The organism is Allobosea eneae (genome assembly GCF_042657265.1).
GTDB lineage: Bacteria > Pseudomonadota > Alphaproteobacteria > Rhizobiales > Beijerinckiaceae > Allobosea > Allobosea eneae.
This window is the reverse complement of sequence record NZ_JBHSLW010000018.1, coordinates 174,588-201,561: the sequence shown is the minus strand read 5'-3', so window position 1 is coordinate 201,561 and position 26,974 is coordinate 174,588. Positions and strand designations below refer to the sequence as shown.

26 protein-coding genes are annotated in these 26,974 nt (G+C 66.6%); 14 read left to right on the top strand and 12 right to left on the bottom strand.

The genetic code is table 11. From position 1 onward, the window contains the following. Positions 1–79 precede the first annotated feature (79 nt). The 5 genes from ACFPOB_RS13915 to ACFPOB_RS13895 all read left to right on the top strand — a co-directional run bounded on the left by ACFPOB_RS13915 (position 80) and on the right by ACFPOB_RS13895 (position 3,784). The gene (locus ACFPOB_RS13915) at positions 80–1,069 is read left to right on the top strand and encodes an ABC transporter substrate-binding protein (RefSeq protein ID WP_377799060.1); all 990 of its coding nucleotides are present in this window, start codon (positions 80–82) and stop codon (positions 1,067–1,069) included. Continuing rightward, a complete protein-coding gene (locus tag ACFPOB_RS13910) occupies positions 1,066–1,908 on the top strand; it encodes an ABC transporter ATP-binding protein (protein WP_377799059.1) in 843 nt (280 codons plus the stop codon). Before ACFPOB_RS13915 ends, ACFPOB_RS13910 begins: the two co-directional genes overlap by 4 nt. A 3-nt stretch (positions 1,909–1,911) precedes the next feature. After that, positions 1,912–2,658 carry an ABC transporter permease gene (locus ACFPOB_RS13905; protein WP_377799058.1) on the top strand — a complete coding sequence of 249 codons (747 nt, stop codon included), beginning with the start codon at positions 1,912–1,914 and terminating at the stop codon, positions 2,656–2,658. A gap of 29 nt (positions 2,659–2,687) precedes the next feature. Next, on the top strand, positions 2,688–3,419 hold the full coding sequence (locus ACFPOB_RS13900) for an ABC transporter permease (protein WP_377799057.1): 732 nt from the start codon (positions 2,688–2,690) through the stop codon (positions 3,417–3,419). A gap of 95 nt (positions 3,420–3,514) precedes the next feature. Continuing rightward, positions 3,515–3,784: a hypothetical protein gene (locus ACFPOB_RS13895; RefSeq protein WP_092157931.1), complete on the top strand. Its 270-nt coding sequence runs from the start codon at positions 3,515–3,517 to the stop codon at positions 3,782–3,784. 160 nt (positions 3,785–3,944) lie between these two features. Here the strand turns inward: ACFPOB_RS13895 and gyrB are convergent, their stop codons facing one another. Then, complete coding sequence (gene gyrB / locus ACFPOB_RS13890) at positions 3,945–6,377, bottom strand: DNA topoisomerase (ATP-hydrolyzing) subunit B (RefSeq protein WP_377799056.1); 2,433 nt, start codon at positions 6,375–6,377, stop codon at positions 3,945–3,947. Positions 6,378–6,499: 122 nt separating this feature from the next. Beyond that, positions 6,500–8,338, bottom strand: a complete 1,839-nt coding sequence (gene recQ, locus ACFPOB_RS13885) for a DNA helicase RecQ (RefSeq protein WP_377799055.1) — start codon at positions 8,336–8,338, stop codon at positions 6,500–6,502. Between the two features lie 129 nt (positions 8,339–8,467). Here recQ and ACFPOB_RS13880 point away from each other — a divergent pair, with 129 nt between their 5' ends. Then, positions 8,468–8,983: a hypothetical protein gene (locus ACFPOB_RS13880; protein ID WP_377799054.1), complete on the top strand. Its 516-nt coding sequence runs from the start codon at positions 8,468–8,470 to the stop codon at positions 8,981–8,983. Positions 8,984–9,089: 106 nt separating this feature from the next. On the opposite strand, the gene ACFPOB_RS13875 is transcribed toward ACFPOB_RS13880, so the two are convergent. From ACFPOB_RS13875 to ACFPOB_RS13865, 3 genes are all read right to left on the bottom strand, one after another. Further along, positions 9,090–9,650 carry an NADPH-dependent FMN reductase gene (locus ACFPOB_RS13875; RefSeq protein ID WP_377799053.1) on the bottom strand — a complete coding sequence of 187 codons (561 nt, stop codon included), beginning with the start codon at positions 9,648–9,650 and terminating at the stop codon, positions 9,090–9,092. 86 nt (positions 9,651–9,736) lie between these two features. Then, positions 9,737–10,537, bottom strand: a complete 801-nt coding sequence (locus ACFPOB_RS13870) for a class I SAM-dependent methyltransferase (protein ID WP_377799052.1) — start codon at positions 10,535–10,537, stop codon at positions 9,737–9,739. 135 nt (positions 10,538–10,672) lie between these two features. Beyond that, entirely contained in the window at positions 10,673–11,434 is a 762-nt protein-coding gene (locus ACFPOB_RS13865) for a Crp/Fnr family transcriptional regulator (protein ID WP_377799051.1), read from the bottom strand. A gap of 121 nt (positions 11,435–11,555) precedes the next feature. On the opposite strand from ACFPOB_RS13865, the gene ACFPOB_RS13860 reads away from it, so the two are divergent. The 3 genes from ACFPOB_RS13860 to ACFPOB_RS13850 all read left to right on the top strand — a co-directional run bounded on the left by ACFPOB_RS13860 (position 11,556) and on the right by ACFPOB_RS13850 (position 14,744). Beyond that, entirely contained in the window at positions 11,556–13,367 is a 1,812-nt protein-coding gene (locus ACFPOB_RS13860) for an ABC transporter ATP-binding protein/permease (protein ID WP_377799050.1), read from the top strand. Between the two features lie 111 nt (positions 13,368–13,478). Further along, the gene (locus ACFPOB_RS13855) at positions 13,479–13,754 is read left to right on the top strand and encodes a hypothetical protein (protein WP_092157945.1); all 276 of its coding nucleotides are present in this window, start codon (positions 13,479–13,481) and stop codon (positions 13,752–13,754) included. A gap of 117 nt (positions 13,755–13,871) precedes the next feature. Continuing rightward, the gene (locus ACFPOB_RS13850) at positions 13,872–14,744 is read left to right on the top strand and encodes a transglutaminase family protein (protein ID WP_377799049.1); all 873 of its coding nucleotides are present in this window, start codon (positions 13,872–13,874) and stop codon (positions 14,742–14,744) included. Here ACFPOB_RS13850 and ACFPOB_RS13845 read toward each other — a convergent pair. Genes ACFPOB_RS13845 through ACFPOB_RS13835 form a run of 3 tightly spaced genes read right to left on the bottom strand, consistent with a single transcriptional unit; the run spans position 14,669 to position 17,161 of the window. Beyond that, positions 14,669–16,399 carry a sensor histidine kinase gene (locus tag ACFPOB_RS13845; RefSeq protein WP_377799048.1) on the bottom strand — a complete coding sequence of 577 codons (1,731 nt, stop codon included), beginning with the start codon at positions 16,397–16,399 and terminating at the stop codon, positions 14,669–14,671. The two genes, ACFPOB_RS13850 and ACFPOB_RS13845, sit on opposite strands and share 76 nt — an antisense overlap. After that, positions 16,399–16,959 carry a sigma-70 family RNA polymerase sigma factor gene (locus ACFPOB_RS13840; protein ID WP_092157951.1) on the bottom strand — a complete coding sequence of 187 codons (561 nt, stop codon included), beginning with the start codon at positions 16,957–16,959 and terminating at the stop codon, positions 16,399–16,401. Before ACFPOB_RS13840 ends, ACFPOB_RS13845 begins: the two co-directional genes overlap by 1 nt. Beyond that, positions 16,946–17,161 (bottom strand): NepR family anti-sigma factor, encoded by a 216-nt coding sequence (locus ACFPOB_RS13835; RefSeq protein WP_377799047.1) that lies wholly within the window; start codon positions 17,159–17,161, stop codon positions 16,946–16,948. The genes ACFPOB_RS13840 and ACFPOB_RS13835 overlap by 14 nt, the downstream gene beginning before the upstream one ends. A gap of 317 nt (positions 17,162–17,478) precedes the next feature. Here ACFPOB_RS13835 and ACFPOB_RS13830 point away from each other — a divergent pair, with 317 nt between their 5' ends. From ACFPOB_RS13830 to ACFPOB_RS13815, 4 genes are all read left to right on the top strand, one after another. Beyond that, positions 17,479–18,273 (top strand): response regulator, encoded by a 795-nt coding sequence (locus ACFPOB_RS13830; protein WP_377799046.1) that lies wholly within the window; start codon positions 17,479–17,481, stop codon positions 18,271–18,273. Positions 18,274–18,427: 154 nt separating this feature from the next. Next, a complete protein-coding gene (locus ACFPOB_RS13825; protein WP_377799045.1) occupies positions 18,428–19,213 on the top strand; it encodes an extensin-like domain-containing protein in 786 nt (261 codons plus the stop codon). A 427-nt stretch (positions 19,214–19,640) separates the two neighbouring features. Then, positions 19,641–20,102, top strand: a complete 462-nt coding sequence (locus ACFPOB_RS13820) for a DUF992 domain-containing protein (protein ID WP_377799044.1) — start codon at positions 19,641–19,643, stop codon at positions 20,100–20,102. 175 nt (positions 20,103–20,277) lie between these two features. Continuing rightward, complete coding sequence (locus ACFPOB_RS13815) at positions 20,278–20,637, top strand: response regulator (protein ID WP_377799043.1); 360 nt, start codon at positions 20,278–20,280, stop codon at positions 20,635–20,637. An 8-nt stretch (positions 20,638–20,645) separates the two neighbouring features. Here the strand turns inward: ACFPOB_RS13815 and ACFPOB_RS13810 are convergent, their stop codons facing one another. The 4 genes from ACFPOB_RS13810 to polA form a co-directional block, all read right to left on the bottom strand. Then, complete coding sequence (locus ACFPOB_RS13810; RefSeq protein ID WP_377799042.1) at positions 20,646–22,037, bottom strand: sensor histidine kinase; 1,392 nt, start codon at positions 22,035–22,037, stop codon at positions 20,646–20,648. 100 nt (positions 22,038–22,137) lie between these two features. Then, on the bottom strand, positions 22,138–22,557 hold the full coding sequence (locus ACFPOB_RS13805; protein ID WP_377799041.1) for a hypothetical protein: 420 nt from the start codon (positions 22,555–22,557) through the stop codon (positions 22,138–22,140). 3 nt (positions 22,558–22,560) lie between these two features. Further along, positions 22,561–22,923: a hypothetical protein gene (locus tag ACFPOB_RS13800; protein ID WP_377799040.1), complete on the bottom strand. Its 363-nt coding sequence runs from the start codon at positions 22,921–22,923 to the stop codon at positions 22,561–22,563. A 95-nt stretch (positions 22,924–23,018) separates the two neighbouring features. After that, on the bottom strand, positions 23,019–26,057 hold the full coding sequence (polA, locus tag ACFPOB_RS13795; protein WP_377799039.1) for a DNA polymerase I: 3,039 nt from the start codon (positions 26,055–26,057) through the stop codon (positions 23,019–23,021). A gap of 81 nt (positions 26,058–26,138) precedes the next feature. Between polA and ACFPOB_RS13790 the strand changes: the two genes are divergently transcribed. Then, on the top strand, positions 26,139–26,804 hold the full coding sequence (locus tag ACFPOB_RS13790; RefSeq protein ID WP_377799038.1) for a nitroreductase family protein: 666 nt from the start codon (positions 26,139–26,141) through the stop codon (positions 26,802–26,804). The last annotated feature ends 170 nt before the right edge of the window (positions 26,805–26,974 follow it).

Below are 26,974 nucleotides of genomic sequence, written 5' to 3'. Positions count from 1 at the left end.
ATACAAATGAAATTTGAACGTGAACGTCCGGCGTGCTGCAACGATAACGATCGGCGGCCTGCCTCAACGGGAGAGTGACATGACCGCTTGGCTTGGCCTGACTTCGTTCAACCGTCTCGCGGCCCTCGCCGCTGCGGCCGTCCTCACCGTGCAGGCGCCGGCGCGCGCCGAGGAGATCTCCGTCACGCAATGGGGCGCCAGCATGTATGGCGCGCCCTATGCGGTGGCGATGGAGAAGGGCCTGTTCAAGCAGGCCGGGATCGACATCACCGGCATCATCGGCTCGGGCGGCGGCGGCACCACGGTGCGCAACATCCTTGCCAGCGCGACGCCCTATGGCGAGGTCGCGGTCTCGGCGGCGCTCGCAGCCAAGGCGCAGGGCCTCGACCTGATCATCGTCAACACCGGCACGCGCAGCGTCGCCGAAGCCTCGATGGTCGTGATGCCGAACTCCGATGTGAAGAGCGTCGAGGACCTCGCCGGCAAGAAGGTGGCGATCACCTCGCCGAAATCGGTCTCCGAGATGCTGCTGCTGATGGTGCTGCGCGAGAAGGGCGTCGACCAAGGCAAGGTCCAGCGCGTTGCCGCCGGTGGCTATGTCCCGGCGCTGACCATGCTCGAGCAGAACGCCGTGGTCGGCTCGGTGCTGATCGAGCCGCTCTCGATCATCCGCAAGGACAAGTACCGCACGCTCTACAAGGCCGGCGATATCCTGAAGCCGATGACCACGTCGGTCGGCATCACCACGCGCAAGTTCGCGCAAGAGAATCCCGAGAAGCTCAAGGCGATCATCGCCGGCCGCCGCGCCGGCGTGCAGGCGATCTATAAGGATCCGGCCGAGACGGCCAAGATCATCGAGAAGCTCTACAAGCTCGACGCGCCGATCGCCAAGGAAGCGGTCGACAACATGATCCCGCCGAAGATGTGGAGCGAGGGCGAGTTCAACGTCGCCGAGCTCAACCGTATGGTCGAGGGCCTCAAGCTGATCGGCGAGATCAAGGCCGATGTCGACTGGTCGACCGTGCTCGACAAGACCTATCTGCCCGCCGACCTCCAGGCGAAGCAATGAGCGCGGCGCCGGGGGCCAAGGTCGTGCCGCTCGCGCCCCAGTCCGCAATGGCCCCGGCCCATGCCAGGCTGCGCGGCGTCACCCGGGTCTTCGATCTCCCGAAATCGACCCTGCATGCGCTCGGCCCGGTCGATCTCGATCTGGCCAAGGGCGAGTTCTTCTCGGTGGTCGGCCCGTCCGGCTGCGGCAAGTCGACCCTGCTCGACATTCTCGCCGGCCTCAGCGCCCCGCAATCCGGCACCGCCGAGTTCGAGGGCAAGCCGATCCAGGGCGTACCCGACGGCGTCGGCGTCGTCTTTCAGGAGGACGCCTCCTTCCCCTGGCTCAATGTCCGCGACAATGTCGCCTTCGGCCTGCGCCGGGCCGGGGTCGACCCGGCGGAGATCAACCGCCGCGTCGACTACGCCGTCGGCTTCATGGGCTTGAAGGACTTTGCGGCGTCATACCCGGCCCAGCTCTCCGGCGGCATGCGCCAGCGCGTCTGCATCGCCCGGACCCTGGTGATGCAGCCGCGCCTGATCCTGCTCGACGAGCCCTTCGGCGCGCTCGACCAGCAGACCCGCCTGCTGATGGGCGACGAGTTGCTGCGGCTCTGGCGCGAGACCTCGGCGACGATCCTGCTGATCACCCACGCCCTGGATGAGGCCGCGATGCTCTCGGACCGGGTCGGCGTGATGTCGACGCGGCCCGGCACCTTCATCGATTTCGTCGAGACCGGCTGGGGACGAGACCGCGACAGCCGCGTCGTGTCGACCCCGCATTTCGGCGACATCACCGCTCGTCTCTGGGAAAAACTCCGGATCGAGGCGCTGAAGATCATGTCGGCCGGGAAGGGCTGAGCCATGTCCGAGAAGCTGCTGCGGGTCATCGTCGTCGTCGCGATGATCCTGCTGGTGGAACTGCTCTGCCGCATCGGCGTCATTCCGCGGATGGTGATGATTGCCCCGTCCGACATGGTCGTCGAGCTCGGCAAAATTCTCGCCTCCGGCCAGTTCTCGGCGGATATCGCGATCACCTTCACCAATATCGCGATCTCGACCGTGCTCTCGGTCCTGCTCGGCTTCGCCGCCGGCGTGATCATCTACTCGCTGCCGAGCCTGCGCAACGCGATCGAGCCGCTGCTGGCGAGCTATTACGCCGTCCCGACCTTCGTCTTCTATCCGATCTTCATCACCCTGTTCGGCGTCGGCTCGGCTTCGATCATCGCCATCGCCGTGCTGCTAGCCATCGTCTCGATGGTCACCGCGACGCTGAACGGGCTCGACCGCATCCCGCGGGTGCTGCGCAAGACCGGCCAGATCTACCGGATGTCACGCGTCAGGACGGCGCTCCTGATCGAACTGCCGGCGGCGACGCCTTATCTCTTCACCGGGGTCAAGCTCTCGGTCGCCTATTCCTTCATCGGCGTGATCGCCTCTGAGTTCATCCTGTCGGGCGCCGGCGTCGGCTATGCCATCGCCTATGCCTACAACCTGTTCGAGAACGGGCACATGTACGCGCTGATGCTGCTCGTCCTCATCGTCGTCACCGTGGTCAACACCGTCCTCAATGTGATCGACCGGCGCCTCCAGGCGCGCAGGCAGAGGTAACGCCGATGCCAAGCCTTGCGCCTGCTCTCATGCCACGATCCGCCGGCACGCTCCTCGTCCTCTTCGCTTTGCTCGTCCTCTGGCAGGGCCTGCATTTGCTGGTCGGCGCCTCCTCGCTAGCCTCGCCGGTGCAGACGGTCACGAAGCTCGCCTCGCTGCTCGCCACCGGCGAGTTCTGGCTCAACATCTCCGAGACGATGCGGGCCTTTGTCGCCGCCTTCGCGATCTCGCTTTTCGGCGGCATCGCGCTCGGCATCGTGCTCGGCGTGCGCAAGCTCGCCGGCAATGTCGCCGAGCCGATCCTGACGACGCTGTATTCGATTCCCAAAGTCGTGCTCTATCCGCTGGTGCTGCTCTGCTTCGGCCTCGGCATCTCCGCCAAGATCGCCTTCGGCGTGATGCATGGGCTGATCCCGATCACGCTGTTCTCGATGAATGCGATCCGCCAGATGAAGCCGGTCTATCGCCGCACCTCGCAGGTGATGCGGCTCTCGCCCGCGCAGAACGCCTTCACCGTGATCATGCCGGCGATCCTGCCCGAGATCATCTCGGGCGTTCGGCTCGGTTTCTCGCTGACGCTGCTCGGCGTGCTGATCGGCGAGATGTTCGCCTCGCAGCGCGGCCTCGGCTTCCTGCTGACCAGCGCGATCAATCTCGGCCAGATCGACACGATCATGGCGATCGCCTTGCTGCTCACTGTCTTCGCCGTCACCTGCAACGCATTGATGATGCGCTTTGACCGGCGCCTGACGCACCGCTGAAGCTCGTTCGAGTGCTTGCGCGGACTGCGCCGCTCATGCAGGTTGCAGCCGACTCGCTCCGCTCGCCGCGGGTTGCGCCCTGTATTGGAAAAACCATGAACCTCTACCGTTTCGGCGTCGCCGCTGTCTTCGTCGCCCTGCTGGGCGGCTGCGTCTCGCGGGAGGAGCCGATCGTGACCTCCGAGCCTGCTCCGGTGATGCGGACCCGTGTGGTGCGGAATGCGCCGCCGCCGGATCGCGGCGATCTCGACCTCGGGCTGCCGCCGGCGCGCGAGGGCGGGCCGGCCTATGTCCGCTCCGGCGTCAGCAGCGCGCCTCGGCAAGGCGAGCTTTATGGCGGCGGCACGCTGCCGCAGGGCTTCTGAAGCCTCGCGCCAGCGGATCACCAGCATTCTCCTCGTCATGGTCGGGCTTGGCCCGACCATTCGCGTCGTCACGCCGTCGATCGAATGCGGTGTTCAAGCCGTGGATGCTCGCCACGAGGATGAGCATGACGGAGCGGGAGTGATACGCTCTCCGATCCGCTCAGGTATCGACGTTCGCGTTCAGCGCGTTGCTCTGGATGAATTCGCGGCGCGGCTCGACCACGTCGCCCATCAGCTTGACGAACAGGTCGTCGGCCTCGTCGTTCTGGTCGTTCTTGACGCGCAGCAGCGAGCGCACGTCGCGGTCGAGTGTAGTCTCCCAGAGCTGGTCCGGGTTCATCTCGCCCAGGCCCTTGTAGCGCTGCAGCGAGACGCCTTTCTTGCCGATGGTGTTGACCGCGTCGAACAGGTCGCTCGGGCCGTTGACGATGTGGTCGTCGCCCTTGCGGCTGAGCACGCCCGGCTTGGCATAGGCCTCCTGCAAAGACGAGGCGGCGGCATCGAGTTTGCGGGCCTCGGCGCTGGCGAGCAGGCCGGCATCGAGCGCCACCACCTGCTTCACGCCACGCACGAGCCGCGAGAAGGTGAAGCCGCCATCGGCGGCCTTGCCGTCCCAGCCACGCTCGATCTCGTCGGAGATCGCGTCGAGCCGGCGCGCGACATAGGCAGCCGCTTCAGCGAGCTCGGCCTCGCTGCGATCTCCCTGCGGGCGTAGCGCTCCGGCGATCGCGGTCTGCTCGACCACCCGCCGGTCATAACGCGAATGCAGTTGCGACAGCGTATGGCGGATGCTGCGGGCTTCCTCGATCAAGGCGCGCAGGTCGGTGCCGCCGCGCTCAGCTCCTTCACCCGTGCGGAAGACAGCGCCGTCGAGGGCGGAGTCGACGAGATAGTCCTCCAGCGCCCGCTCGTCCTTGAGATAGGTCTGCGACTTGCCGCGCGTCGCCTTGTAGAGCGGCGGCTGGGCGATGAAGAGATGGCCGCGTTCGAGCAGCTCCGGCATCTGCCGGTAGAAGAAGGTCAAGAGCAGGGTGCGGATATGGGCGCCGTCCACGTCCGCGTCGGTCATGATGATGATCTTGTGGTAGCGCAGCTTCTCGATGTTGAAGGCGCCGGAATCCTTCTCGTCGCGGCCGATGCCGGTGCCGAGCGCGGTGATCAGCGTGCCGACCTGGTCGGAGGACAGCATCTTGTCGAAGCGTGCCCGCTCGACATTGAGGATCTTGCCGCGCAGCGGCAGAACGGCCTGGTATTCGCGGGCGCGGCCCTGCTTGGCCGAGCCGCCGGCCGAGTCACCCTCGACGATGAAGAGCTCGGACTTGGCTGGATCCCGCTCCTGGCAGTCGGCGAGCTTGCCTGGGAGCGAAGCGATGTCGAGCGCGCCCTTGCGCCGGGTCAGGTCGCGCGCCTTGCGGGCGGCCTCGCGGGCGGCGGCGGCTTCCGCCACCTTGCCGACGATGGTCTTGGCCTCGTTCGGATGCTCTTCGAGCCAGGTCGAGAGCGCCTGGTTGACGACGTTCTCGACGACCGGGCGGACCTCCGAGGAGACCAGCTTGTCCTTGGTCTGCGAGGAGAATTTTGGATCGGGCACCTTGACTGAGACGATCGCGGTCAGGCCCTCGCGGCAATCGTCGCCGGTGAGCGAGACTTTCTCCTTCTTCGAGATTCCGGAGGTTTCGGCATAGCCGGTGACCTGCCGTGTCAGCGCGGCGCGGAAGCCGGCGAGATGGGTGCCGCCGTCGCGCTGCGGGATGTTGTTGGTGAAGCAGAGCACGTTCTCGTGGTAGCTGTCGTTCCACCACAAGGCGACGTCGACGGTGATGCCGTCCTTCTCGCTCGAGAGCATCACCGGCTGGGAGATGATCGGCGTCTTGGCGCGGTCGAGATAGCGCACGAAGGCCTCGACGCCGCCCTCGTACATCAGCTCCTCGCGCACGATCTCGGCATGGCGCGCATCGGTCAGCACGATGCGCACGCCCGAGTTCAGGAAGGCGAGCTCGCGCAGGCGATGTTCCAGCGTCTTGTAGTCGAACTCGACCATGGTGAAGGTTTCCTGCGAGGGCAGGAAGGTCACCTCGGTGCCGCGCTTGTCGCCGGCGGGGCCGACCACGGCGAGCGGAGCGACCGCGTCGCCATGGCGGAATTCCATGAAATGCTCGTTGCCACCGCGCCAGATCCGCAGCTTCAGCGAGACCGAGAGCGCATTGACGACCGAGACGCCGACGCCGTGCAGGCCGCCCGAGACCTTGTAGGAGTTCTGGTCGAACTTACCGCCGGCATGGAGCTGGGTCATGATGACCTCGGCCGCCGAGATGCCTTCCTCGCTGTGGATATCGGTCGGGATGCCGCGGCCATTGTCGGAGACGGTGACCGAGCCGTCGGCGTTGAGCGTCACCGTGACGAGGTCGGCATGGCCGGCGAGCGCCTCGTCGATGGCGTTGTCGACGACCTCGTAGACCATGTGGTGCAGGCCCGAGCCGTCATCGGTATCGCCGATATACATGCCAGGGCGCTTGCGGACCGCGTCGAGGCCCTTGAGCACCTTGATCGAGTCGGCGCCGTAGTCTTCGGCGCCGTTGCTGACGTCTGTCATGAAAGAGGGTCCTTCGGCGGGCGAGCGGGAGGCCCGCTGATCAACTTGATTCGGCTCACGAATATAAGCGCTGAGGATGGCTTTTTCACGTGCGCACGCACGCGTACGCGAGAGAACAGGATTTAGCCAGGGAATGTCGCGATCGCATCGAGGAAAATCTCGCCGTACTGGGCGAGCTTGCGCTCGCCGACACCTTCGATCGCGCGCATCTGATCGAGGCCGAGCGGGCGCTCGCGCGCCATCGCGATCAGCGTCCGGTCGGTGAAGATGATATAGGCGGCGACGCCTTCCTCGCGCGCGATGGTCAGGCGCAGCTGGCGCAGATGCTCGAACAGCGCTGCGGTGTCACCGTCGAGCCCGTCGGCTCGCGCCGCCTCGCGCTGGCCGCGGCGCGAGCGCCGCTCGGCGAGCGGATCGACCCGCAAGGCGATCGGCTCGCGGCCGAACAGGATGTCCTCGCCCTTCTCCGTCAGGCAAAAGCCGCCATGCTCGACGCTGGCCTCGGCCAGCGCACCGGCGGCGAAGAGCTTGCGGGTCAGCGCCATCCAGGCGCCCTTCGGCTTGTCGACGCCGACGCCGAAGGTCTTCAGCCCGTCATGGTTCTGGCGCCGGATCGCCTCGGTCGCCGTGCCGGTGAGGATATCCGCGAGATGGCCGGCGCCGTAGCGCTGGCCGGAGCGGATCACCGCCGAGAGCAGTTTGCGCGCATCGAGGGTGGCGTCCGAGAGTTCGGGCGCGGCGGGGCCGCAGAGATCGCAGCGGAACTGCGCCTCGCCATGCCGGCAGGGTGGCACCTGTTCGCCGAAATAGGAGAGCAGCGCCGAGCGCCGGCACAGCGCTGATTCGCAGAGATCGATCATCGCATTGAGGCGCTTGTGCTCGATCCTGCGGCGTTGGTCGTCGATCTGCTTCTCGTCGATCTGGCGGCGGCGCAGCGCCATGTCGTCGACGCCGTAGAGCGTCAGCGTGTCCGCCGGCAGCCCGTCGCGCCCGGCGCGGCCGATCTCCTGGTAGTAGGCCTCGATCGAGCCCGGCATGTCGGCATGGACGACGAAGCGGACATCCGGCTTGTTGATGCCCATGCCGAAGGCGATGGTGGCGCAGACGACGACGCCGTCCTCCTGCAGGAAGATGTCCTGATTTCGGTTGCGTTCCGTCTGCTCCAGTCCGGCATGGTAGGGATAGGCCTTCCAGCCCTTCTCGCTCAGGCCCTGCGCCAGCCTTTCGGTCCGGCCGCGCGAGGAGCAGTAGACGATGCCCGAGCCGCCACGATGGACTTTCAGGAAATCGTCGATCTGCCGGCGCGGCTGCTCCTTAGGCGCGAAGGAAAGCTTCAGGTTCGGCCTGTCGAAGGAATGGATCACCAGCTTCGGCGGCTGCGGGAAAAGCTGCTGGGCGATGTCGGCCTGGGTCTGGCGGTCGGCGGTCGCGGTCAGCGCCGTCACCGGCACGTCGCCGAGCGCCTCGCGCACCTTCGAGAGCAACCGGTATTCCGGCCGGAAGTCATGACCCCATTGCGAGACGCAATGCGCTTCGTCGATGGCGAGCCGGGTGACGCCGAGCCGGCGCAGGCGGGTGACGAGGCCCTCTCCGGCCAATCGCTCCGGCGAGACGAAGAGCAGGCGCAGCTCGCCGGAATTGAGCTTGTCCCAGGCCTGAGCCGCCTCGGCCTCGCTGTTCATCGAGTTGAGCGAGGCGGCGGAGACGCCGGCCCGCACCAGTTGGCCGACCTGGTCGCGCATCAGCGCGATCAAGGGCGAGACCACCAGTGTCAGGCCGCCGGCGACCAGCGCCGGGAGCTGGTAGCACATCGACTTGCCCGAGCCGGTCGGCATCACCGCGAAGACGTCGCGGCCGGCCAGAGCGGTCTCGATCACCTCCCATTGCCCGGGGCGGAAATCATCATAGCCGAAGACCGACTTCAGGATCGCGCGGGCTTCTGATTCGCGGGGCGACGACATCAGGCGGATGTGCCGGATTCGGTGCGCGATGGCCAGTCATCGCGCGATTCCATCCCCGGTTCGCGCAAGCCGGCTTGATCGGCCGCGGGCCGTGCCTCACGTTGCGGCAATCCGGCAAGGAGAGCCATGATGCGCCTGCCCCTGACTGCCGCCATCTGCTGCCTCGCCGCCTTTGTGCAAGCCAGGCCGCTCGAGCGCGAGCTACCGCCGGCGCGGGCCGCCTGCTGGGAGCGGACCTATGACGCCAAACATCTCGCCAGCCATCCCCGACAGCAGGTCGCACGGATTCGGCTGGTGCATCTGCCGCAGAACTGGTCCGAAACCGGGCAGGGCGGCTTCTACGTCGCGCTCTATCTGAACCTGCGCCAGCGCGTGAAGGCCGGTCAGAGCTTCGACTACCAGCTCGGCGGAATCTGCAAGGCGGCCGGTCAGAGCTTGCGCTGCGTGCCGGAATGGGAGGCCGGCAGCTGGCGGATCGAGCGCGGCCCGAACGGGGCGCTCGATATCCGCAATGGCGGCATCATCGCCAATCCCAATCCTTACGACGCCGAGGAGATCGCAGATGGCGCCGTCCGCATTCCCGCAAAGCCTGACGACGGCCTCTGGCGCCTGTCGCCGGCGAGCGGGCCGTGCGGGCTTGAATGAGTCGGCGCTTCCGTCATTGCGAGGAGCGGAGCGACGAAGCATTCCCGGGGCGCGTAGAGCGAGACCTTCTCGATTGCTTCGCTGACGCTCGCAATGACGGGTACCGTCACGGCTTCAGCCCCGCCACCTTCACCAGCCGCGCCACCATCTTGTCGCGCAGGCCCCTGAGGCGCTTGTCGGTGAAGTCGCCGTCTTCGCCATAGGCCTTGTCGGCGCCCGCGACCGCCAGCATCTCCGGAACCAGCAGCGCGCCGAAGCCGAGCTCCAGCACGGTCCGCAACTGCGTCAGGCAGCGATAGGTGCCGAGGCTGCCGGCCGAGGCGCCGCCGATCGCGACGACCTTCTCGCGCAGGCCCGGCCCACCCTTGCGGACGATGCTGATCCAGTCGAGCGCGTTCTTCAGCGCCGGCGGATAGCCGGAATTGTATTCGGGGCTGGCGATGAACAGCCCGTCATGCGCGTCGACCAGCGCCGCCAGCGCCTTGGCCTCGGCGGGGGGCTCGTTGTCATAGGCACGCGCGTCGATCAGCGGCAGCGGGTAGTCGCCGAGCGATATCTGCGTCACCTCGGCCCCCGCCGCCTGGAGATTCCCGGCGATCAGGGTCGCGAGCCTTGTGTTCATCGAGCCCGGGCGCCAGGAGCCGGCGAAGACGAGGATTTTGGGCATGGTCACTCCGACAGCGCGGCCGGCGAGCAGCCCGGCCTTCTCATATCGCGATGTCGGAGAGATGCAGGCTTGCCGTCAAGCCCGCGTCACGGCTTGGCGCGGCGATAGACCCAGACGCGGGCCGGCGGGATGTTGCGCAGCACCCAGTCGGAGACCTGCGCCTTGAGGCCGGAGCCCTTGCGTGGCACCGGTGAGATCACCGCATAGGTGAACTGGATGAAGGGCGCGCCGGGCTTGAGCACCTTGGCGAAGGCGTCCCGCACCAATTCGGTACGCTCGGCCGGAGGCTTGTTGAACAGCGGCAGCGAGGATACGACCGCGCTCGCCTTCTCCGTGAGGTGCCCGGAGAGCGTGGTCGAGAGGGCATAAGCATCGCCCTCGATGACGGTGGCGCGTGGAAAGCGGCGGCGCAGCAGCTCGCAGAATTCCGGGCTGTACTCGACCAGGATCAAGCGGCCTTCGTCGACGCCGCGCTCGATCAGCGCCTCGGTGACCGGCCCGGTGCCGGGGCCGATCTCGACCACCGGCCCTTCCGCCTGCGGATCGACATAGGAGGCCATGCGCCTGGCCAGGAACGGGCTCGACGGCGCGACCGCGCCGGTGCGCCCGGGCGAATCGATCCAGGACTTGAGGAAGCGGGCATCGTCGCCGAAGCGGGCCTTGGCTTCGTCGGCCGCCTTGCGCACATGCGATTTCAGCTTGCCGGCGGTGTTGCGGACCTCGTCCTCGACCTTGTAGCGCGCCGCCGCGACGCGAAGCCGCGCTTCCGCCACACTGTCGGCGAAGTCGGCCGCCGTCAGGCGCACCTCATGCTCCAGCCGCGCCGCGACGGAGGAGCGCCCGAAGCGAATGGCGCGCAAGCGCTGACCGGAAGCGGAATGGGCCATCCAGAACCTCGAAGCGGCCAGGCGGAAAGCCCGCACCGGAGCGACATGACAATGCCGTGACGTTACGCCGCTGTCATATGGGGTCAAGAGCGGGCCGAATCCAGCGATTTCTTGCGAGCGCGGCTGCGTTGTCGTTCAGATCAGTGGGCGCGGATGCAATTCGCTCTCGAACAGCAGCGCCATGCGTTCGGTCAGGCGCGGATTGTGGATGGTCAGGCGCCCGCGTTCCAGCGAGAACATCCCGGCCTTGCGCAGGCGGGTCCAGGTCTTGCTGGTGTGGACCAGCGAGAGGCCGAGGGCGTCGGCGAGCTGCTGCTGCGTCAGCGGGAAGGCGAAGCTGTTCCCGACAACGAGGCCGAGCGCATCGGCCCTGCGATAGAGCGAGATCAGCAGCGCCGCGATCCGCTCCTGCGCGTTGCGCTGGCCGACCGAGGTCAGGTTCTCGTCGATCAGGCTTTCCTCGCGCGAGCCGAGCCAGGCGAGCTCATAGGCCAGCGCCGGCATCCGCCCGAACAGTTCGTAGGTGCGCCGCCGCGGGAAGACGCAGAGTTCGACCTCGGTGAGCGCCTCGATGCCGTGCTGGGCCGCGCTGAGCAGCGAGGCCTGCAGGCCGACGAGATCGCCCGGCAGGAGGAAGTTGAGGATCTGGCGGCGTCCGTCGGGCAGGGACTTGTAGCGGAACGCCCAGCCGGAGAAGAGCGTGTAGAGCTCGGCATCCTCCTGGCCGGGATGGATGATGTCGCTTCCGGCCGGCAATTGCCGGTGGTCGAGCTTCATCCCCTGGATGAAACGGATCTCCTCGTCGGATTTGTCCTTGAACGCCGGCATCAGGCGCAAGGGGCAGGCAAGGCAGGACGGGCTGCGATGATTGCGGTGATTGCTCGACGAAACGATCACGCATGACTCCTTCACTCGCCCGGAACTCGCGGCGAATGCTTGCGTTTTCTCTGTGGCGCGAAACTTGCCGCTTAGCAATCTCGCTCCCTTGGCCATAGCAGTAGGCTCTGGAGGCCGCCGCATGAAATCACACGCCTCCGGGTTGCGGCGTTCGCGCCTGCGCCAGTTCTTTCGCGTGGCCCTGCGCTTCTGGACGGGCGAAAGCCGGTTGCGCGCCTGGGGGCTGACCCTTGCGGTCCTGCTCTTCGTCGCGGCCCAACTCGGCGCCGCCGTTGGTGTCAACAGCTGGAACCGGCTCTTCTTCGACGCGCTGGAGAAGCGCGATCTCGACAAGATCTGGGCGGTGGTCGGCTGGCTGCCGCTGATCGTCGCCGCATCGGCGGCGTCGTTGTCCTGCCTGGTGATCAGCCGGATGCTGCTGCAGATGCGCTGGCGGGAATGGCTGACGCATCGTCTCGCCGGCTGGTGGATCGCCGACCAGCGCTATTACCGGATGCAGTTCGTCGCGCGGGAGCAGAGCGCGCCCGAATACCGCATCGCCGAGGATGTCCGCCTCGCCATCGAGCCCTTGGTCGAGTTCGCGATCGGGCTGCTCAGCGCCTTCGTCACGGCCGTGACCTTCGCCGCGATCCTCTGGCAGGTCGCAGGAGCGGCGCGTTTTACCCTCGGCGGCACCGAGATCGTGATCCCCAGCTACATGGCGCTCGCCGCGATCGTCTATGCGGTCGTTGCCTCGCTCGCAGCCTATTTCGCCGGCCGGCCGCTCGTGCCCCGCATCGCCGCCAAAAACGAGGCCGAGGCGCAGTTCCGCGCCGAGATGACGCGGTTGCGGGAGAATGCCGAGAGCATCGCCCTGATCAAGGGCGATGCCGACGAGCGTGATTCGGTCGGCGAGAATTATGGCCGAGTCGTCGCCGCTTGGCTGAAGGTGATCCGGCAGCAGGGCGTCATCGCCATCGTGCTCAACACCAATGGCGCGCTGTTCCCGATCGTGCCGCTGCTGCTGATCGCGCCCAAATATCTCTCCGGCGAGATCACCTTGGGTGCGGTGATGCAGGTCGTCGCGGCCTTCAGCGCGGTGCAGGCGGCGCTGATCTGGTTCGTCGACAACTTCGTCCGGCTGGCAGAGTGGTTCGCCTCGGTGCGGCGCGTCGACGAGCTGGCGGAAGCGCTGGAGGCGCTCGATGTCGGGACCATCATGGAAGGAGAGACGCGCATCGAGCTCGGCAAGAGCGAGGACGACAGCATCCATATCGCCGATCTCTCGATCGCCCACCTCAATGGGCGAATCGTCATCGCTGACGCGTCGATCGTGATCTCGGCCGGCGAAAAGGTGCTGATCGCCGGCGAGAGCGGCTCGGGCAAGAGCACCCTGATCCGTGCGATCGCAGGCCTCTGGCCCTGGGGTGCGGGCTCGATCAAGCTGCCGCCGGGCAAGCGCATCGCCTTCGTGCCGCAGAAGCCCTATCTGCCGATCGGCACGCTGCGCGACGTGCTGCTCTATCCGGAAGCCGAGAGCCGCGTCGACGACGAGGCCGTCAGGGGCGCGCTGAAGCGCTGCGGCCTCGCCTCGCTCGGCGAACGGCTCGATGAGGAGGAGCGCTGGGACCAGACCCTCTCCGGCGGCGAGCGCCAGCGCGTCGCCTTCGCGCGGCTGCTCATCCAGAAGCCGGACATCATCATCATGGACGAGGCGACCTCGGCGCTGGACGAGGCCAGCCAGGACTCTCTGCTCGGGCTGATCGAGAGCGAGCTCTCCTATGCGACGATCATCAGTGTGGGTCATCGACCGGGCCTCGAGGATTTCCACGAGCGCAAGATCACCTTCGAGAAGCGCGAGGCCGGCGCGCACTTGACATCGAAGCGCCTGACTCGGTCGCTCTGGCGCCTGCTCCTCCGCCGAGAGGCCGCCAATGATCGCTCGGCTGCCTGAAAAAGATCGGGAACGCAGCGATTTCCCTGCAAACCGGAACAATCCCTGGCCAGACGGGTTGAAGAGCCGTTCCGCCTTTCAAGAGCGATCACACGAACCGGGAGAGCGAAGATGACGACCGCCAGCCTTGCCCCCTTCAAGCGCGCTGCCACCTTCTTCGGCGGCATGGCGCTTGTCGTGACCGCGCTGACCATGGGTGCTTCCTTCCAGAACGGCGTCGGCGAGAGTTCGGAAGCCGTCGCCCAGGCGAAGCTCCAGCGCGGCGCGCCGGTCGATGTCCAGTTCGCAGCGGTCAACCCGGCCGAGATGCGCCGCGATCTCGCTCACCGCGTGGTGCCGACCTCGCAGCGCGAGGCCAGCCTGAGGGGCAACACGGTCCTGCGCTGAGCTGGGCGGGGCCGGGAACCTGACCGTCTTTCGCGCGTATTACATCTGTCCGATCAGCAAGGCCGCCGCGAGGCGGCTTTTTGCCGTGACGACCGACGAGGCTGGCTTGGGACGACGATGTATCTGCGCATCCGACACGCGACGACCTATCGCTACGCCCTGCCGGTGCACTTCGGTCCGCACCGGCTGATGCTGCGCCCGCGCGATTCCTTCGATCTGCGCGTGATCAACACGGCGATCACGATCTCACCCCGGGCCAATCTGCGCTGGATGCACGATGCCTATGGCAATCCGGTCGCCATGGCGACCTTCGCCGGCACGTCGGACACGCTCGACATCGTCAGTGAACTCACTGTCCAGCGCTTCGGCTCGGCGCTGCCGCGCACGCGGGTCGAGCCCGACATCGAGAGTTCCGAGATCAGCTATACGCCGGCGGAGCGCGCCGTGCTGCAGCCCTATCTCGACCTCGCCGCGGCCGATACGGGCGGGGCGCTCGACGCCTGGCTGCAGGAGTTCAGGGCGCGGCTGAACGGCGGCCATCTCCTGCGGGCTCTGGCGCGCGAGATCAGCAACGGCCTGAGCTATGCCGTCCGCTATGACGAGGGCACCCAGCACCCGCTCGACACCTTGCAGATGGGGACAGGCTCCTGCCGCGACTACGCCTGGCTCTTCATCGAGCTGGCGCGCCGGCTCGGCTTCGCTGCGCGTTTCGTCACCGGCTACATCCACGACCGTTCCCTGGAGGCCGGTGGCATCACATCCGTCGTTGGACTGACCCATGCCTGGGCTGAGGTCTTCATTCCCAATGACGGTTGGGTCGAGTTCGATCCGACCAACAATCTTGTCGCCGACCGTCAATTGCTGCGCGTCGCGGTCGCGCGGGTGCCCGAGGACGCCTCGCCGGTCTCGGGCTCCTATATCGGCCCCGCCGGCGCATTCGTCGGGCTCGGCGTCGGCGTCGAGATCACACCGGCCGAAGGACTGGGCTGAGCCTCGGCCCCCTTGCGCGGAAGGCCATGGCTGAGGCGCCAGACGCCGAGGCTGCGGCCCTGCGGCGAGCTGACTTCGACCGCTTCGATCTGCATCAGCAATCCTGCAAACAGTCGCGGCGGTGCGAGCTGGGTGGTGGCACGATCCGCCGTGATCGCGATGTCGATGATGCCCTCGCCGGCATCCGTGACGGCGAGCTCGAGGCCGATGCCAGGAGCTGCGCGCAACGCCCGGCTGACGACATCGACGATCAGGAAGCCGAGCGGGATGATCCGGTCGATCGGCAGCTCGGCTTGTGTCTCGATGCGGCTCTCCAGGCGCTGCGTCCGGGTCAGGATCAGGCTCGAGACCATCGCCACGACATCCTCGAGGAACAGGTCGATCCGCACTGGCTGCATTTCGCCGTCGGCGAGGGTGAAGCGATAGGCGGCGGAGAGGACGTGCACGCGGCATTCGGCGTCGGACAGCGCCATACGCGCCTCGCCCTGGCGGTCGCGCTTGGCGAGGCCGATATAGCTCTGCACGACCTGCAGGCTGTTCTTGACCCGGTGGTGCAGCTCGCGAACCAGGAAACGGTTGTCGTCGAGCGCGACCCTCAGCTTGCTCTGGCGCACCTCCTGCTCGTCGACCATCGCGTTGAAGGCTTCGGCGACGCTGCGGATGTCGCGTGGCATCTCCTCGGTGAGGGGGACATGAGCGCTGGCCGAACTCGACCGTGCCCGCGCGGTTGTCTCGATGCTGCGCAGCCAACGCACGCACTGCTGATCGATCGCCTTCATATAGACGAGACCGAGCAGGGCCAGTGTCAGCAGCGGTGCGAGCAAGAGCGCATAGAACTGGGCCTTTGCGGCCTGTTCCGCGGTTCCGTCGAAGCTGACCACGACGTAGAGATCGGGTTCCGCCACCATGCGGGCGGCATAGGTCCGGCTCGGCCCGGCCCGGCTCTGGGCACTCCAGTGCGCCGTCTCCGTGGGCACGATCTCAGCCTGCGGGAGCCAAGATTGGTCTGACTGCGCGCCGCCGCGCGCAACGACCACATCGCCGCCCCTTCGGAGCAGCGCCGCCATCATGCCCTTGTCGCTGCTGCCGAGGTCGAAGGTATCGTCGAGCGGGTCCGGCTTGGTGAGCAGAAGCGCGTCTCCCTCGTCGAACTCGCTGTAGATGGCCAGATAGGAGCGGCGGGCGATCGTCACCTGATCGTAGCGGGCATTGGTGAATTCCGTGCCGACCCAGAGCTTGATCGGAGCGCGCCCCGCGAGCCGGCTAGCCACCGCGGCGAGTTCGCCGGGCGGAATGCTGGCGTCGATGCCGCCGATACAATCGGGCCGCCCGGAAACCCGCAGTTGAAACGCCTCGTAGCTCGAGACTGAAGCGAGCGCCTTCTCGGCGATCCGGCCGCAGGCATCGGGCGGCGGAGACACCGCCCGGATCGTCGCGGCGCCGATGACCAGCGAGCGCAACGCGCCGCGATACCAGACTCGGGTGCGCACGGCGAAGTCGTCGGCCGCGCGCATCTGCGCGGTCTCGATCGCCTCGAAGACGGTGCGATAGGTCGCGACCGCCGCCGCCGCCGTGAGGCAGGCGATCGGCAGTACGATCGCGATCATCAGTGCCAGGAGGCGTCCGCGGACCGTCCTGAACAGCGAGAGAGCCATCAGCTGCCGACAGTTTCGGGTCCGGCGCGCTGCACGGCCGCGGTGATCCTGCGATCGGGGCCGAGATCGTCGACGCCCCCAATGGACAGAAGCTCCGCCAGTTTGGAACGCGCCCGGTTGACGCGGCTCTTGATCGTGCCGATCGCGACGCCGCAGATTTCGGCCGTCTCCTCATAGGAGAGCCCAGTGGCGCCAACCATGATCAGCACTTCGCGCTGCTCCTCCGGGAGTTTCGCCAGGGCCTTACGGAAATCGGCGAGGTCGAGATGGCTCTCCTGGTTGCCATGGGTGGCGAGCCGGTCGGCATAGGTGCCTTCGCTGTCCTGCACCTCGCGCCCGCGCTTGCGGTAGAGCGAGTAATAGGTGTTGCGCAGGATGGTGAAGAGCCAGGCGCGCAGGCTTGTGCCGGGCTGGAACTTGTCGGCATTGCCCCAGGCCTTGAGCAGCGTGTCCTGAACCAGATCGTCGGCGAGCTGCATCGAGCCCGACAGCGACGCCGCGAAAGCGCGCAGGTTCGGGATTTCGGCGATCAGCCCGTCCTTGAAGTCAACCGCGCTCATCGGCACCGCCCTCGGCCTTCAGCCGTCGTTCGGTATCTTCGAGCTGGGCCAGCAGCACCAAGAAGCGATCGGGGACCGGCGCGTTGACGAGATCGTCGTAATGCGCCTTGAGGGACCGGCCGATTGACTCCTGCACGCGCGGGTCGAGCACCATCTCGTCGTCCGGTTCGGCTCGTGCCGCTTCGGGCGGATCGGCATTCATCAGATTCATGATCCCTCGCTCCATCGGCGCGCCGCCATTTTGCCGGTCACACCAACCACATGTCGCGCGCTCCTCGAGACGCTAACGCGCGACTGCCCGAAACGCACCTTCATTCGGCCCAATAACGAGACCGACGGCAAAAGGTTCCGTCGGGGGCAAAAAATAATTTTCTTGTCATAACAGCGACTTGGGTGCTTTTCTCCGACAACTTTGGCCAGAGTCGGATCCTGTCGATCCGTCTCTCAATTCTGGATGGAGCCCGACCCGATCAGCGTGCATCGAAAGCTGATCGGGCCCGGCTCGTGGGGGATAGCACCATGTCGATCGCCACCGAAATCGCGCCGCATTTGCCGTATCTGCGCCGTTTCGCCCGAGCATTGAGTGGCACCCAGGCTGGCGGAGACGCCTATGTCGTCGCGACGCTGGAGGCGCTGATCGCCGATCCCGGTACCTTCCCGCGTGAGCTCGGCCCGCGGGTCGGTCTATACCGCCTGTTCTTGCAGATGTGGTCGTCCGTCGGGCTCAACACCCAGGCCTCGGCGCCGGAGGCGGAACGCTCCGCCGCCGAGCGCAATCTCGATGCGCTGACGCCGCGCTCGCGCCAGGCCTTCCTGCTGCGAACGGTCGAAGGTTTCTCCATCGAGGAGGTCGCGCAGATCATGAACATCTCCAGCAGCGATGCAGCCGCCCTCGTGCAGACCGCCGGCCAGGAGATTGCCGAGCAGGTCGCCACCGACGTGCTGATCATCGAGGACGAGCCGATCATCGCCCTCGACATCGAGACAATGGTCGAGGAGCTCGGCCACAAAGTCACCGGCGTCGCCAGGACGCATCGCGAGGCGATCGCGCTGGCCGCCAAGAAGCGCCCCGGCCTGGTCCTCGCCGATATCCAGCTGGCCGATGGCAGCTCCGGCCTCGAGGCGGTCAACGAGATCCTCGAGGCGATCGAGGTCCCGGTGATCTTCATCACCGCCTACCCCGAGCGGCTGCTCACCGGCGATCGGCCGGAGCCGGCCTTCCTGATCACCAAGCCGTTCCAGCCGGAAGCGGTGAAGGCGGCGATCAGCCAGGCACTATTCTTCGACCGGCGAGCCGGGCGCAAGGCCGCCTGACGCCGCGTTGCGGTGATCGGGAACAAATCGGCCATCCCTCGCGTTGCCCCGGCCCGGGCGATGCTAAGGAGATCGGTCATGTCCATGGCTCTGCTGGCGGCGCTGATCGTCGCGGCCTCGCTGACGGTCCTGTTCACGGCTGTCGGCTGACGATATGCGGCCACGCCAGTCTCTTCAGCGAGGCTGCTGGGCAGCGGTCATCGCTGCCATCGGGCTTGCTGGCGCCGGCGAGGCCCGGGGCCGTGACTCAGGGTCGGTGGTGACGCTCTTGCCCCCGCCCCGGCCGGCCTCCTTGCAGGCTCCCGCTCTGCCGCCGGCGGCTCCGTCGTCCGCGGACAGGCCGGCGCCCGTGATAGAGGGCAGCGCTTGCCTCCGGCGTCTGGCGGGTGTGGCCGGGAACGAGATTCGCCCGGTGGCGCCTCTGGCGAAACCGGAGCCGGAAGGCTGCCAGGTGGTTGAGCCTGTGGTCGTCGCGGCGTTGGCCGTTCGCACCCCTGCAGGTCCGGGGCAGGTCAGGCTGGTGCCGCCACCAACGGTGAGTTGCGAAACGGCGCGCGCGGTCTCGCTCTGGCTGGACACGAGCCTCCAACCCCTGGCGCGCGGCGTTTTCGGTCGCGAGCTTACGGCGATGCGCGTCGGAGGCGGGCACGAGTGCCGCCGTCGCAATCGTCAGACACAAGGCTCAATGAGCGAACACGCGACGGGGCAGGCGCTCGATATCTTCGCCTTCCAACTCGGCGAGGAGAAAGAGGGTGGGCTGGCGGTGTCCGTGGAGCGGCCCAATGGCCTGGAGCAGACGCGGTTTCTGGATGCGGTGCGCCAATCAGCCTGCGGCGCGTTCATGACGGTGCTCGGTCCTGGCTCGGACGCGGCCCACGCCAATCATCTCCATGTCGATATCCAGCAGCGCCGCGCGGCATCGAGTCGCTTCTGTCAATGACGTCAGCGATGCCCTATGACGCGATCGTGAAGGCGCTGTCGGGCGGTTCCGACTGTGCCACGACCGGCGGCGGGCGCCTTCCGCTCGACCAGCTCTCGCGGCGGCGGGCAAGCTCGGCCAATGCCGAATCGTGGTCGAACCCCTCGCGCATAAGTTTTTCGAGCTCCCAGAATGGTGGAAGATCGCGCGCCAGCGTAGGGGTTGGGAAGATACGCACCGGGTCGGTCCGTCCTTGCTTTGGCATTTGCGCGTCCACTGTTCCGTTCCCGTTAACGCAAGCACCGGATTGAGGTTCCGGATTATTTGGGAACTATGGAGCGATTGCGGCGCTTTGGTGCGGTTTCGGGGCGGGGCGAGGGCTGTTCCGCGCAAGCGGTACCGCAGCCTTCGGCGGGCGGGCAGTCGAAGAACGGGGCAGGAGAAGGTGATGAAACGTTTGATCGCAATGATCGTCCTGGCGGCCGGACCCAGCCTTCATGCTGCGCCCGTCCTGGCGCAGAGCGGCGCGCCGGCCGGACGCCTGACCTGCACGATCGGCGCTGGCCTCGCCCAGTCCATCGCGACCCAGAAGCCGCTCGAATGCCGCTTCCGGCCGCGGCGCGGGCCGCTGCAGACCTATTCCGGCGTGATTCGCGGCTTTGCCCTCGACGCCAGAACGGTTGGCCGCAGCCTGCTCGCCTGGCGCGTTTACGGCCCCTATGCGCGTGCTCCGCTCGGCGTGCTCGCCGGCGCTTATGCCCGCAAGCCGGGCGAGGTCGCATTGACCGGCAGCCATGATGGCGATGTTCGGCTGGTGCCTCGGGCTCTGCCCTTGCAGCGCGGCGCCAATGTCGCGCTCGGCGTCACCGCTTTCGAGTTAAGCCTTATTCGCTCCCCACGCCGGCGCTGATCGGCGTTAGCTTACGCTTTCCTAACCATATGCGGCCAATTTGAATTGAATTCGAAAGGTTTGAGGCGGACAATCCCGCTCAGAACGGAACAAGGCCGACCAAGCGGGCGTTGACCAGTCTCACGAACGGGTAACCTTGGGGCGTGTCGTGAAGTTGGAAGGTGATCTGGGGCTCATGTCCGGTATTCGGATCCTTATCGTCGAGGACGACCCCTTCATTGCGATGGATATCGAGAGCGCCGTGAGCGAGGAGCTCGGCGACAATGCCGAGTTGATCGTGGTCGAATCGGTGTCGCAGGCGCGTCGCGCCGCCGATCAGCAGCTCGACTGCGCCCTGCTCGATATCGATGTCGTGGGCGGCAAGACTTTCGGCGTCGCTGCGAGCCTGCGTGCCAGGGGCACACCGCTGGTGTTCGTCTCAGGATCCGCGCCGAGCGAGGTACCTCCCGAATTGCGCGACGTACGCTTCGTGCGCAAGCCCTTCTCGGCCGACGAGCTCGGCCGCTTCGTCTCGAAGGTCGTCAATAAGGGCTGACGCGCGGCCTATTCCGTTGCCTCCTCTTCCGGAGGCCTTTCCCGTTTTGGGAAGGTGACGGCGACGCGGGTGCCGGGCCGCACCGAATCAGGCGACAGCGGCGTGACCTCCATCTTTGCCCGCATGCTGCGCAGCAGGGCGTTGATCACGGACTTGCCCAGCCCGACCGTCTGCTGGTCCATCGGCATGCCGATGCCGTCATCCTCGATCGCCAGGACAAGATTCTCGTCGGGCGTGCGCGCCAGACGAATGGTGATCTTGCCGGCGGCGCCATCGGGAAAGGCGTGCTTGATCGCATTGGTCACCAGCTCGTTGATCACCACGACGAAGGAGACCGCGTCGCGTCCCGGCAGGCGGATCGCATCCATCGCCAGGGCGATCTCGATTGGACGCCCTTCGGCCGCTTTGCTGATCTCGGCCAGCAGATCCTCCAGATAGGGCCGCGCCTCGATCTCGTCGGCCTCGATGTCGAGCCGTAGGCGGCGCTGGCCGGCAGCGATCGCCTGGATGCGCGATTGCGCCTGGGCTAGTGCCTGCTTGACCGCCGGCTCGCGCGTCTGCCGGCTCTGGACGTTGAGCAGGGCTGAGACCATTGCGAGATTGTTGCCGACGCGATGATTGACGTCGCGCAGCAGCGCCTCGATGCGCAAGCGCTCGTTCTCGAGCTGAAGCGTGCGCTCGGCGACTTTCCGCTCCAGCTCGGCATTGGAGCTCGACAGCGAGATCGCGCGCCGATAGCGGACCCGTAATTGCAGCCAGGCCACGAAGCACAGGCCGGCGAGCGCGATCAGGATGCCGATGCTGGCGAAGATGCGACGGCGCGCTTCCCGGCGGCTGCTGGTTGTGACGCGATGATTCTCGTCCCGCTGGATTGCGCCGACGATATCGCGCAGATCCTGGGTGAGGCGGTTGCCAGGCCCCTGCGCCATGAACTTGATCGCTTCGTTGCGCTGACCGGCACGCATCAGCGCAACGGTCTCGGCCATTTCGCCGAGCTTGCGCACCGTAATGGCACGGGCGCGCTTCACGCGCTCGACCTGCGTCGGGCTGGCTGCGACGAGACCTTCGATCAGATCGAGGCTCGGCACGAGTTCAGTGCGCCGTTCGTTGTAGGGTTCGAGATAATGTTCGTCGCCGGTCAGGAGGAAGCCGCGCTGCCCGGTTTCCGCGTCGAGCAAATTGCCGAGAAAGCGTTCGCTGCGTTCGCGGATGTCGATCGAGCGCGAGACCAGCCGCGAGGCTTCGTCGGCCTGCATGTTGATCCAGGTGGCGATCACCACCGCGACCATGACCACGCCAATCGCGATCGCCGCCGAGGAGGCGGTATAAAGGCGCGTACCGAGCAGCAAGGGCAGTCCCGGCAACAGCCAGCGTGGACGAAGCTTCAGCTGGGCATTCATTGCCGCCTTGAATAGACGGTGGAAACCGATCGCCCAAGGTAAAAAGACAAGTCGGCGCGAACCTCCCCGGAAAAAGCAGCTGGGTTAGGCGGTATTGGCCTTACGTTTCAGTGTCGTCATCGCCCTGGGAGAACTGTCGTCCAAGAATGAGGCCGAGCAGCACGACGCCACCGACGATCCCAGCGCGCCAGCCAAGCTTGCGATTTCCGACCAGCGAAGCTGCGATCGGTGCGGCGGCGACGGCCGCGGCCAAGCGTCGGTTCGGACGCGGCCGGCTCTTCACATAGAGCGCGATGCCGATCATGAGCAGCGCCGCGGCGAGCAGCCCGCCGGCGATCGACAGGCTGGCGGTGATCGGCCCGTAGTACAGCGTCAGCACCGTGTGCAGCGCATTGAGCGCGTAGCCGACAGCACCGGCCGCCAGTACGCCTGCTAGCAGGTAAAGCACGAGAACCGTCACGTTGCGGCGCACGACGCCGCCGACCTCGCGCGTGACCAGACCGGTCAGCCCCCCAAGCATGGTTCAGCGCGCCGAGAGGAAGCCGACGAACAACCCGACCGCGGCCGCCAGGCTGAGCGCCCGCAGCGGCCGCTCGCGGATCTCGCGGATGATCAGCTCTTCCAGATCGCTGGCCTGTTCGCGGGCGACCGCGGCCATGCGGTCGGTATCGACGCCGACCGATCTCAGCTTTTCGCTGACGGTCGCTGCAAGGTCCTCGGCACCGCGGGTGAGGCTGGCCTCGATCTCGTCGGCTTCGTCCTTGACGCGGCGGCCAGCGCGGCGGGCGCGCTCGGCCGTGTCGGAGGCTGCATCGGCGACTTCGTCCTTGGCGCGTTTGACCGAGGCCGCGGCCTGTCGCTTTGCGGTGGAACTGGTTGCGGCCATAAACGCCTCCTTGCTGCCGGCAATGAACGATGCCATGCGAAGCGCATGGCGGAAAGCTCAACGCCTCAGCACTCGGTCGGTTCCCGGCCGTAAGGTTAGTGCGCCTCGTCCCAGTTGTCGGCTGCGCGTGCGTCGACGACGAGCGGCACCTTGAGCGCGACCGCAGGCTGCGGCGCCTCGACCATGACCTTGCGGATCACCGGCAGCGCCGCTTCGACCTGGCTCTCCGGCACCTCGAAGACCAATTCGTCATGCACCTGCAGCAGCATGCGCGCATCGAGCTTCGCCGCGGCGAGCGCGTCCTCCATCCGGATCATCGCCCGGCGGATGATGTCGGAGGCCGAGCCCTGGATCGGCGCGTTGATCGCCTGGCGCTCGACGAAGGCGCGCTCGGACGGGTTCTTCGAGGTGACCGCTGGGAAATGGCAGACGCGGCCGAAGATCGTCTCGACCGCGCCCTTTGCGCGCACCGTCGTACGGGCCTGGTCCATATAGTCGCGGATGCCGGGGAAACGCTCGAAGTACTTGCGGATATAGGCGCTGGCTTCCTCGCGCGAGATGCCGAGCTGGTTGGCGAGGCCGAACGCCGAGATGCCGTAGATGATGCCGAAATTGATCGCCTTGGCGCGCCGGCGCACCTCGCTCGGCATGCCCGCGACCGGCACGCCGAACATCTCCGACGCGGTCATCGCATGGATGTCGACGCCATCCGCGAAGGCCTGCCTGAGCTGCGGGATATCGGCGATATGGGCGAGGATGCGCAATTCGATCTGGCTGTAGTCGGCCGAGACCAGCTTGTGGCCCTTCTCGGCGACGAAGGCGGTCCGGATCTTGCGGCCAGCCTCGGTGCGGATCGGGATGTTCTGCAGGTTCGGCTCGGAGGAGGAGAGACGGCCTGTGGTGGTCGCAGCCAAGGCGTAGGAGGTATGGACCCGGTGGGTCTGCGGGTTCACATAGGTCGGTAGCGAGTCGGTATAGGTCGATTTCAGCTTGGCGAGCTGGCGCCAGTCGAGGATGCGGGCGGGAAGTTCGTTGCCCTGCTCGGCGAGCTCCTCGAGCACGCCGGCGCCGGTCGCCCATTGCCCGGTCGCGGTCTTCTTGGCGCCGGGCAGTCCCATCTTGCCGAACAGGATGTCGCCGAGCTGCTTCGGGCTGCCGATCGTGAATTTTTCGCCGGCGAGCGTGTGGATCTCGTCCTCCAGCCGCGCCAGCGACTGGGCGAACTCGCCCGAGAGGCGCGACAGGATCTGCCGGTCGATCGCGATGCCGCGCCGCTCCATCCGCACCAGCACCGGCACGAGCGGGCGCTCCATCGTCTCGTAGACCGTGGTCTTGCGCTCCGGCACCAGCCGCGGCTTCAGCGCGAGCCAGAGCCGCAAGGTGACGTCGGCATCCTCCGCGGCATAGGCAGTCGCCTTGTCGAGCGGCACCTTGTCGAAGGTGACCTGGCTCTTGCCGGTGCCGGCGACCTCCGAATAGGCGATCGGCGTGTGGCCGAGATGAATCTCGGAAAGCCGGTCCATGCCCTGTCCGCCATTGCCGGCGTCGAGAGCATAGGAGATCAGCATGGTGTCGTCGATCGGGCCGACCTCGACGCCGTGCCGGTTGAACACGGCGATGTCGTATTTGAGGTTCTGGCCGATCTTGAGCACGCCGGCATCGGCGAGCAGCGGCTTCAACTCGGCCAGCGCCTGGTCGAGCGGGATCTGGCCCTCGAGCAGGCCGGAATCGAACAGCCCGTCGCCGGCGCGATGCTGCAGCGGGATGTAGCAGGCCTTGCCCGGCGCGACCGCGAGCGAGATGCCGATCAGATCGGCCTGCATCACGTCGAGCGAGTTGGTCTCGGTGTCGAGCGCGACGAAGCCGGCCTCGTAGGCCCAGCCGATCCAGCGCGCGAGATCGGCGAGCGTGCGGACGCACTCATAGGCGCCATGGTCGATCTTGACCGCGAGCGCCGCGTCCTTGCGCGCGGCGGCGAGATCGGCCGGCCGCAGCCAGCCATCGGCAGCGGGGGCCGTCTTGCCCTCGACCGCGGCGGCGACCGCCGTCTCGCCATCGCTCGCGACCGCGACGGCCGCGCCCACGGCTGGCAAATCCGTCTCGGCGTAGAGCGCCTTGAGCGCGGCAGCGCGAGCGCCGCCCGGAGCAAGGTCAGGGTCGGCATCGATCGCGCCGACATCGGCCTCATAGGCCTCGGCCGCGCGCTTGGTGATGGTTGTGAACTCCATCGCCTTGAGGAAGGCGATCAGCTTGGCCGGATCGGGCTGGTTCAGGGTGAGATCGCCGAGCGGCGTCTCGACCGGCACATCCTCAACCAGCGTGACAAGCTTGTGCGAGATGCGGACCTTCTCGACCACTTCGGGGTTGGTCAGCGTCTCCCGGCGCTTGGGCTGCTTGATCTCGCCGGCGCGCTTCAGCAGCGTTTCGAGATCGCCATATTCGCCGATCAGCTGCGCCGCGGTCTTGATGCCGATGCCGGGCGCGCCGGGGACATTGTCGGTCGCATCGCCGGCGAGCGCCTGGACGTCTGTGACCTTGTCCGGTGTGACGCCGAAATATTCGACCACCTCGGGCTCGCCGATCCGCCGCTCCGGCCGGAATCCGGCGCCCTTCTTGGCGTCGCCCGAGGCTGGATCGTACATCGCGACGCCCGGCCGCACGAGCTGCATCAGGTCCTTGTCGGCCGAGACGATCAGAACGTCGGCGCCGGCCTCGCGCGCCTGGCGCGCATAGGTCGCGATCAGGTCGTCGGCCTCGTAGATGTCCTGCTCGACCGGGATCAGCCCGAAGGCGCGCACGGCGTCGCGCATCAGCGGGAACTGCGGGATCAGGTCCGGCGGCGGATCGGAGCGATTGCCCTTATAGGCCGGGTAGATCTCCTTGCGGAAGGAGTTCTCGCTCTTGTCGAAGACGATCGCGAGATGGGTCGGCTTCACCCCGAGCACGCCCTCGCGCACGAACTGGAACAGCTTCGTCGCGAACAACCGGACCGCGCCCGACGGCAGCCCGTCGGAGCGGGCATTGTATTTCCGGTCCTGGTTGATCGACTGGAAATAGGCGCGGAAGATGAAATTCGAGCCATCGACCAGGAAGAGGTGGTCGCCGGGCTTGAGCTGTGAGGCCGGGTTCGTCATGGGCGGGACCATAGGGCGGCAGGCCGGGATGGTCTATTGTGCAAGCAGCAGTGCCCGCAAGAAGCTGTCAGGAGGAAACCGATGAACGCCTATGTCACCATGCCGCTCGCCTTCCAGGGCCTGCCCGAGGAGGAGATGAAGGCGCAGGCGCTCAGATTTCTGGAGACGATGAGGACGCGCCGCACGGTGCGCGACTATTCCGACAGGCCGGTCCCGCGCGAGATCATCGAGGCGGCGGTTGCGACCGCTGGCACCGCGCCGTCCGGCGCCAACCAGCAGCCCTGGACCTTCGTCTGCATCTCCGATCCGCTTATCAAGCGGAAGATCCGCGAGGGCGCCGAGGAAGAAGAGCGCGCCTTCTATGCCGGCCGCGCCGGCGAGGAATGGCTGGGCGCGCTCGCCCATCTCGGCACCGACGAGCACAAGCCCTTCCTCGACACCGCGCCCTGGCTGATCGCGATCTTCGCCCAGCGCTGGGGCTATGACGCCGAAGGCTGCAAGGTGAAGCACTACTACGTGCCTGAATCGGTCGGCATCGCCGCCGGTTTCCTGATCGCCTCGCTGCATCAGGCGGGCCTGGCGACGCTGACGCATACGCCGGCGCCGATGAACTTCCTCAACGAGCTCTGCGGCCGGCCGGACAATGAGAAGGCGCTGATCCTGCTCGTCGTCGGCTATCCCGCCGAGGGCTGCGTCGTCCCGGCGATCGGCAAGAAGCCGCTGGAGGAGATCGCGAGCTTTCTCTGAGCCTGCTGCCGGGAGCGATCGGGTCACTGCTCCGCAGCCTTCGCCCGAGCTCTCCGCTGGTGGGGCTGAGGCAACATGAAGCGTTCATCCCATCGACTTATCGATTAGCCGGCACATTTACCTTCGCAAAAATGTCTTTAAAGGCTTTCTGACAGGCATTAAATTTCGTA

Excerpts from the sequence above, each read along its gene's own strand:
- ACFPOB_RS13880 (WP_377799054.1), top strand. The coding sequence starts at position 8,468 with ATGCGCCTGCCCCTGACTGCCGCCATCTGCTGCCTCGCCGCCTTTGTG.
- ACFPOB_RS13845 (WP_377799048.1), bottom strand. The coding sequence starts at position 16,399 with ATGGCTCTCTCGCTGTTCAGGACGGTCCGCGGACGCCTCCTGGCACTG.
- ACFPOB_RS13870 (WP_377799052.1), bottom strand. The coding sequence starts at position 10,537 with ATGGCCCATTCCGCTTCCGGTCAGCGCTTGCGCGCCATTCGCTTCGGG.
- ACFPOB_RS13825 (WP_377799045.1), top strand. The coding sequence starts at position 18,428 with ATGCGGCCACGCCAGTCTCTTCAGCGAGGCTGCTGGGCAGCGGTCATC.
- polA (WP_377799039.1), bottom strand. The coding sequence starts at position 26,057 with ATGACGAACCCGGCCTCACAGCTCAAGCCCGGCGACCACCTCTTCCTG.
- ACFPOB_RS13790 (WP_377799038.1), top strand. The coding sequence starts at position 26,139 with ATGAACGCCTATGTCACCATGCCGCTCGCCTTCCAGGGCCTGCCCGAG.
- ACFPOB_RS13910 (WP_377799059.1), top strand. The coding sequence starts at position 1,066 with ATGAGCGCGGCGCCGGGGGCCAAGGTCGTGCCGCTCGCGCCCCAGTCC.
- recQ (WP_377799055.1), bottom strand. The coding sequence starts at position 8,338 with ATGTCGTCGCCCCGCGAATCAGAAGCCCGCGCGATCCTGAAGTCGGTC.
- ACFPOB_RS13895 (WP_092157931.1), top strand. The coding sequence starts at position 3,515 with ATGAACCTCTACCGTTTCGGCGTCGCCGCTGTCTTCGTCGCCCTGCTG.
- ACFPOB_RS13900 (WP_377799057.1), top strand. The coding sequence starts at position 2,688 with ATGCCACGATCCGCCGGCACGCTCCTCGTCCTCTTCGCTTTGCTCGTC.
- ACFPOB_RS13830 (WP_377799046.1), top strand. The coding sequence starts at position 17,479 with ATGTCGATCGCCACCGAAATCGCGCCGCATTTGCCGTATCTGCGCCGT.
- ACFPOB_RS13850 (WP_377799049.1), top strand. The coding sequence starts at position 13,872 with ATGTATCTGCGCATCCGACACGCGACGACCTATCGCTACGCCCTGCCG.
- ACFPOB_RS13810 (WP_377799042.1), bottom strand. The coding sequence starts at position 22,037 with ATGAATGCCCAGCTGAAGCTTCGTCCACGCTGGCTGTTGCCGGGACTG.
- ACFPOB_RS13860 (WP_377799050.1), top strand. The coding sequence starts at position 11,556 with ATGAAATCACACGCCTCCGGGTTGCGGCGTTCGCGCCTGCGCCAGTTC.
- ACFPOB_RS13820 (WP_377799044.1), top strand. The coding sequence starts at position 19,641 with ATGAAACGTTTGATCGCAATGATCGTCCTGGCGGCCGGACCCAGCCTT.
- ACFPOB_RS13840 (WP_092157951.1), bottom strand. The coding sequence starts at position 16,959 with ATGAGCGCGGTTGACTTCAAGGACGGGCTGATCGCCGAAATCCCGAAC.
- ACFPOB_RS13800 (WP_377799040.1), bottom strand. The coding sequence starts at position 22,923 with ATGGCCGCAACCAGTTCCACCGCAAAGCGACAGGCCGCGGCCTCGGTC.
- ACFPOB_RS13815 (WP_377799043.1), top strand. The coding sequence starts at position 20,278 with ATGTCCGGTATTCGGATCCTTATCGTCGAGGACGACCCCTTCATTGCG.
- gyrB (WP_377799056.1), bottom strand. The coding sequence starts at position 6,377 with ATGACAGACGTCAGCAACGGCGCCGAAGACTACGGCGCCGACTCGATC.
- ACFPOB_RS13805 (WP_377799041.1), bottom strand. The coding sequence starts at position 22,557 with ATGCTTGGGGGGCTGACCGGTCTGGTCACGCGCGAGGTCGGCGGCGTC.
- ACFPOB_RS13855 (WP_092157945.1), top strand. The coding sequence starts at position 13,479 with ATGACGACCGCCAGCCTTGCCCCCTTCAAGCGCGCTGCCACCTTCTTC.
- ACFPOB_RS13835 (WP_377799047.1), bottom strand. The coding sequence starts at position 17,161 with ATGAATGCCGATCCGCCCGAAGCGGCACGAGCCGAACCGGACGACGAG.
- ACFPOB_RS13875 (WP_377799053.1), bottom strand. The coding sequence starts at position 9,650 with ATGCCCAAAATCCTCGTCTTCGCCGGCTCCTGGCGCCCGGGCTCGATG.
- ACFPOB_RS13915 (WP_377799060.1), top strand. The coding sequence starts at position 80 with ATGACCGCTTGGCTTGGCCTGACTTCGTTCAACCGTCTCGCGGCCCTC.
- ACFPOB_RS13905 (WP_377799058.1), top strand. The coding sequence starts at position 1,912 with ATGTCCGAGAAGCTGCTGCGGGTCATCGTCGTCGTCGCGATGATCCTG.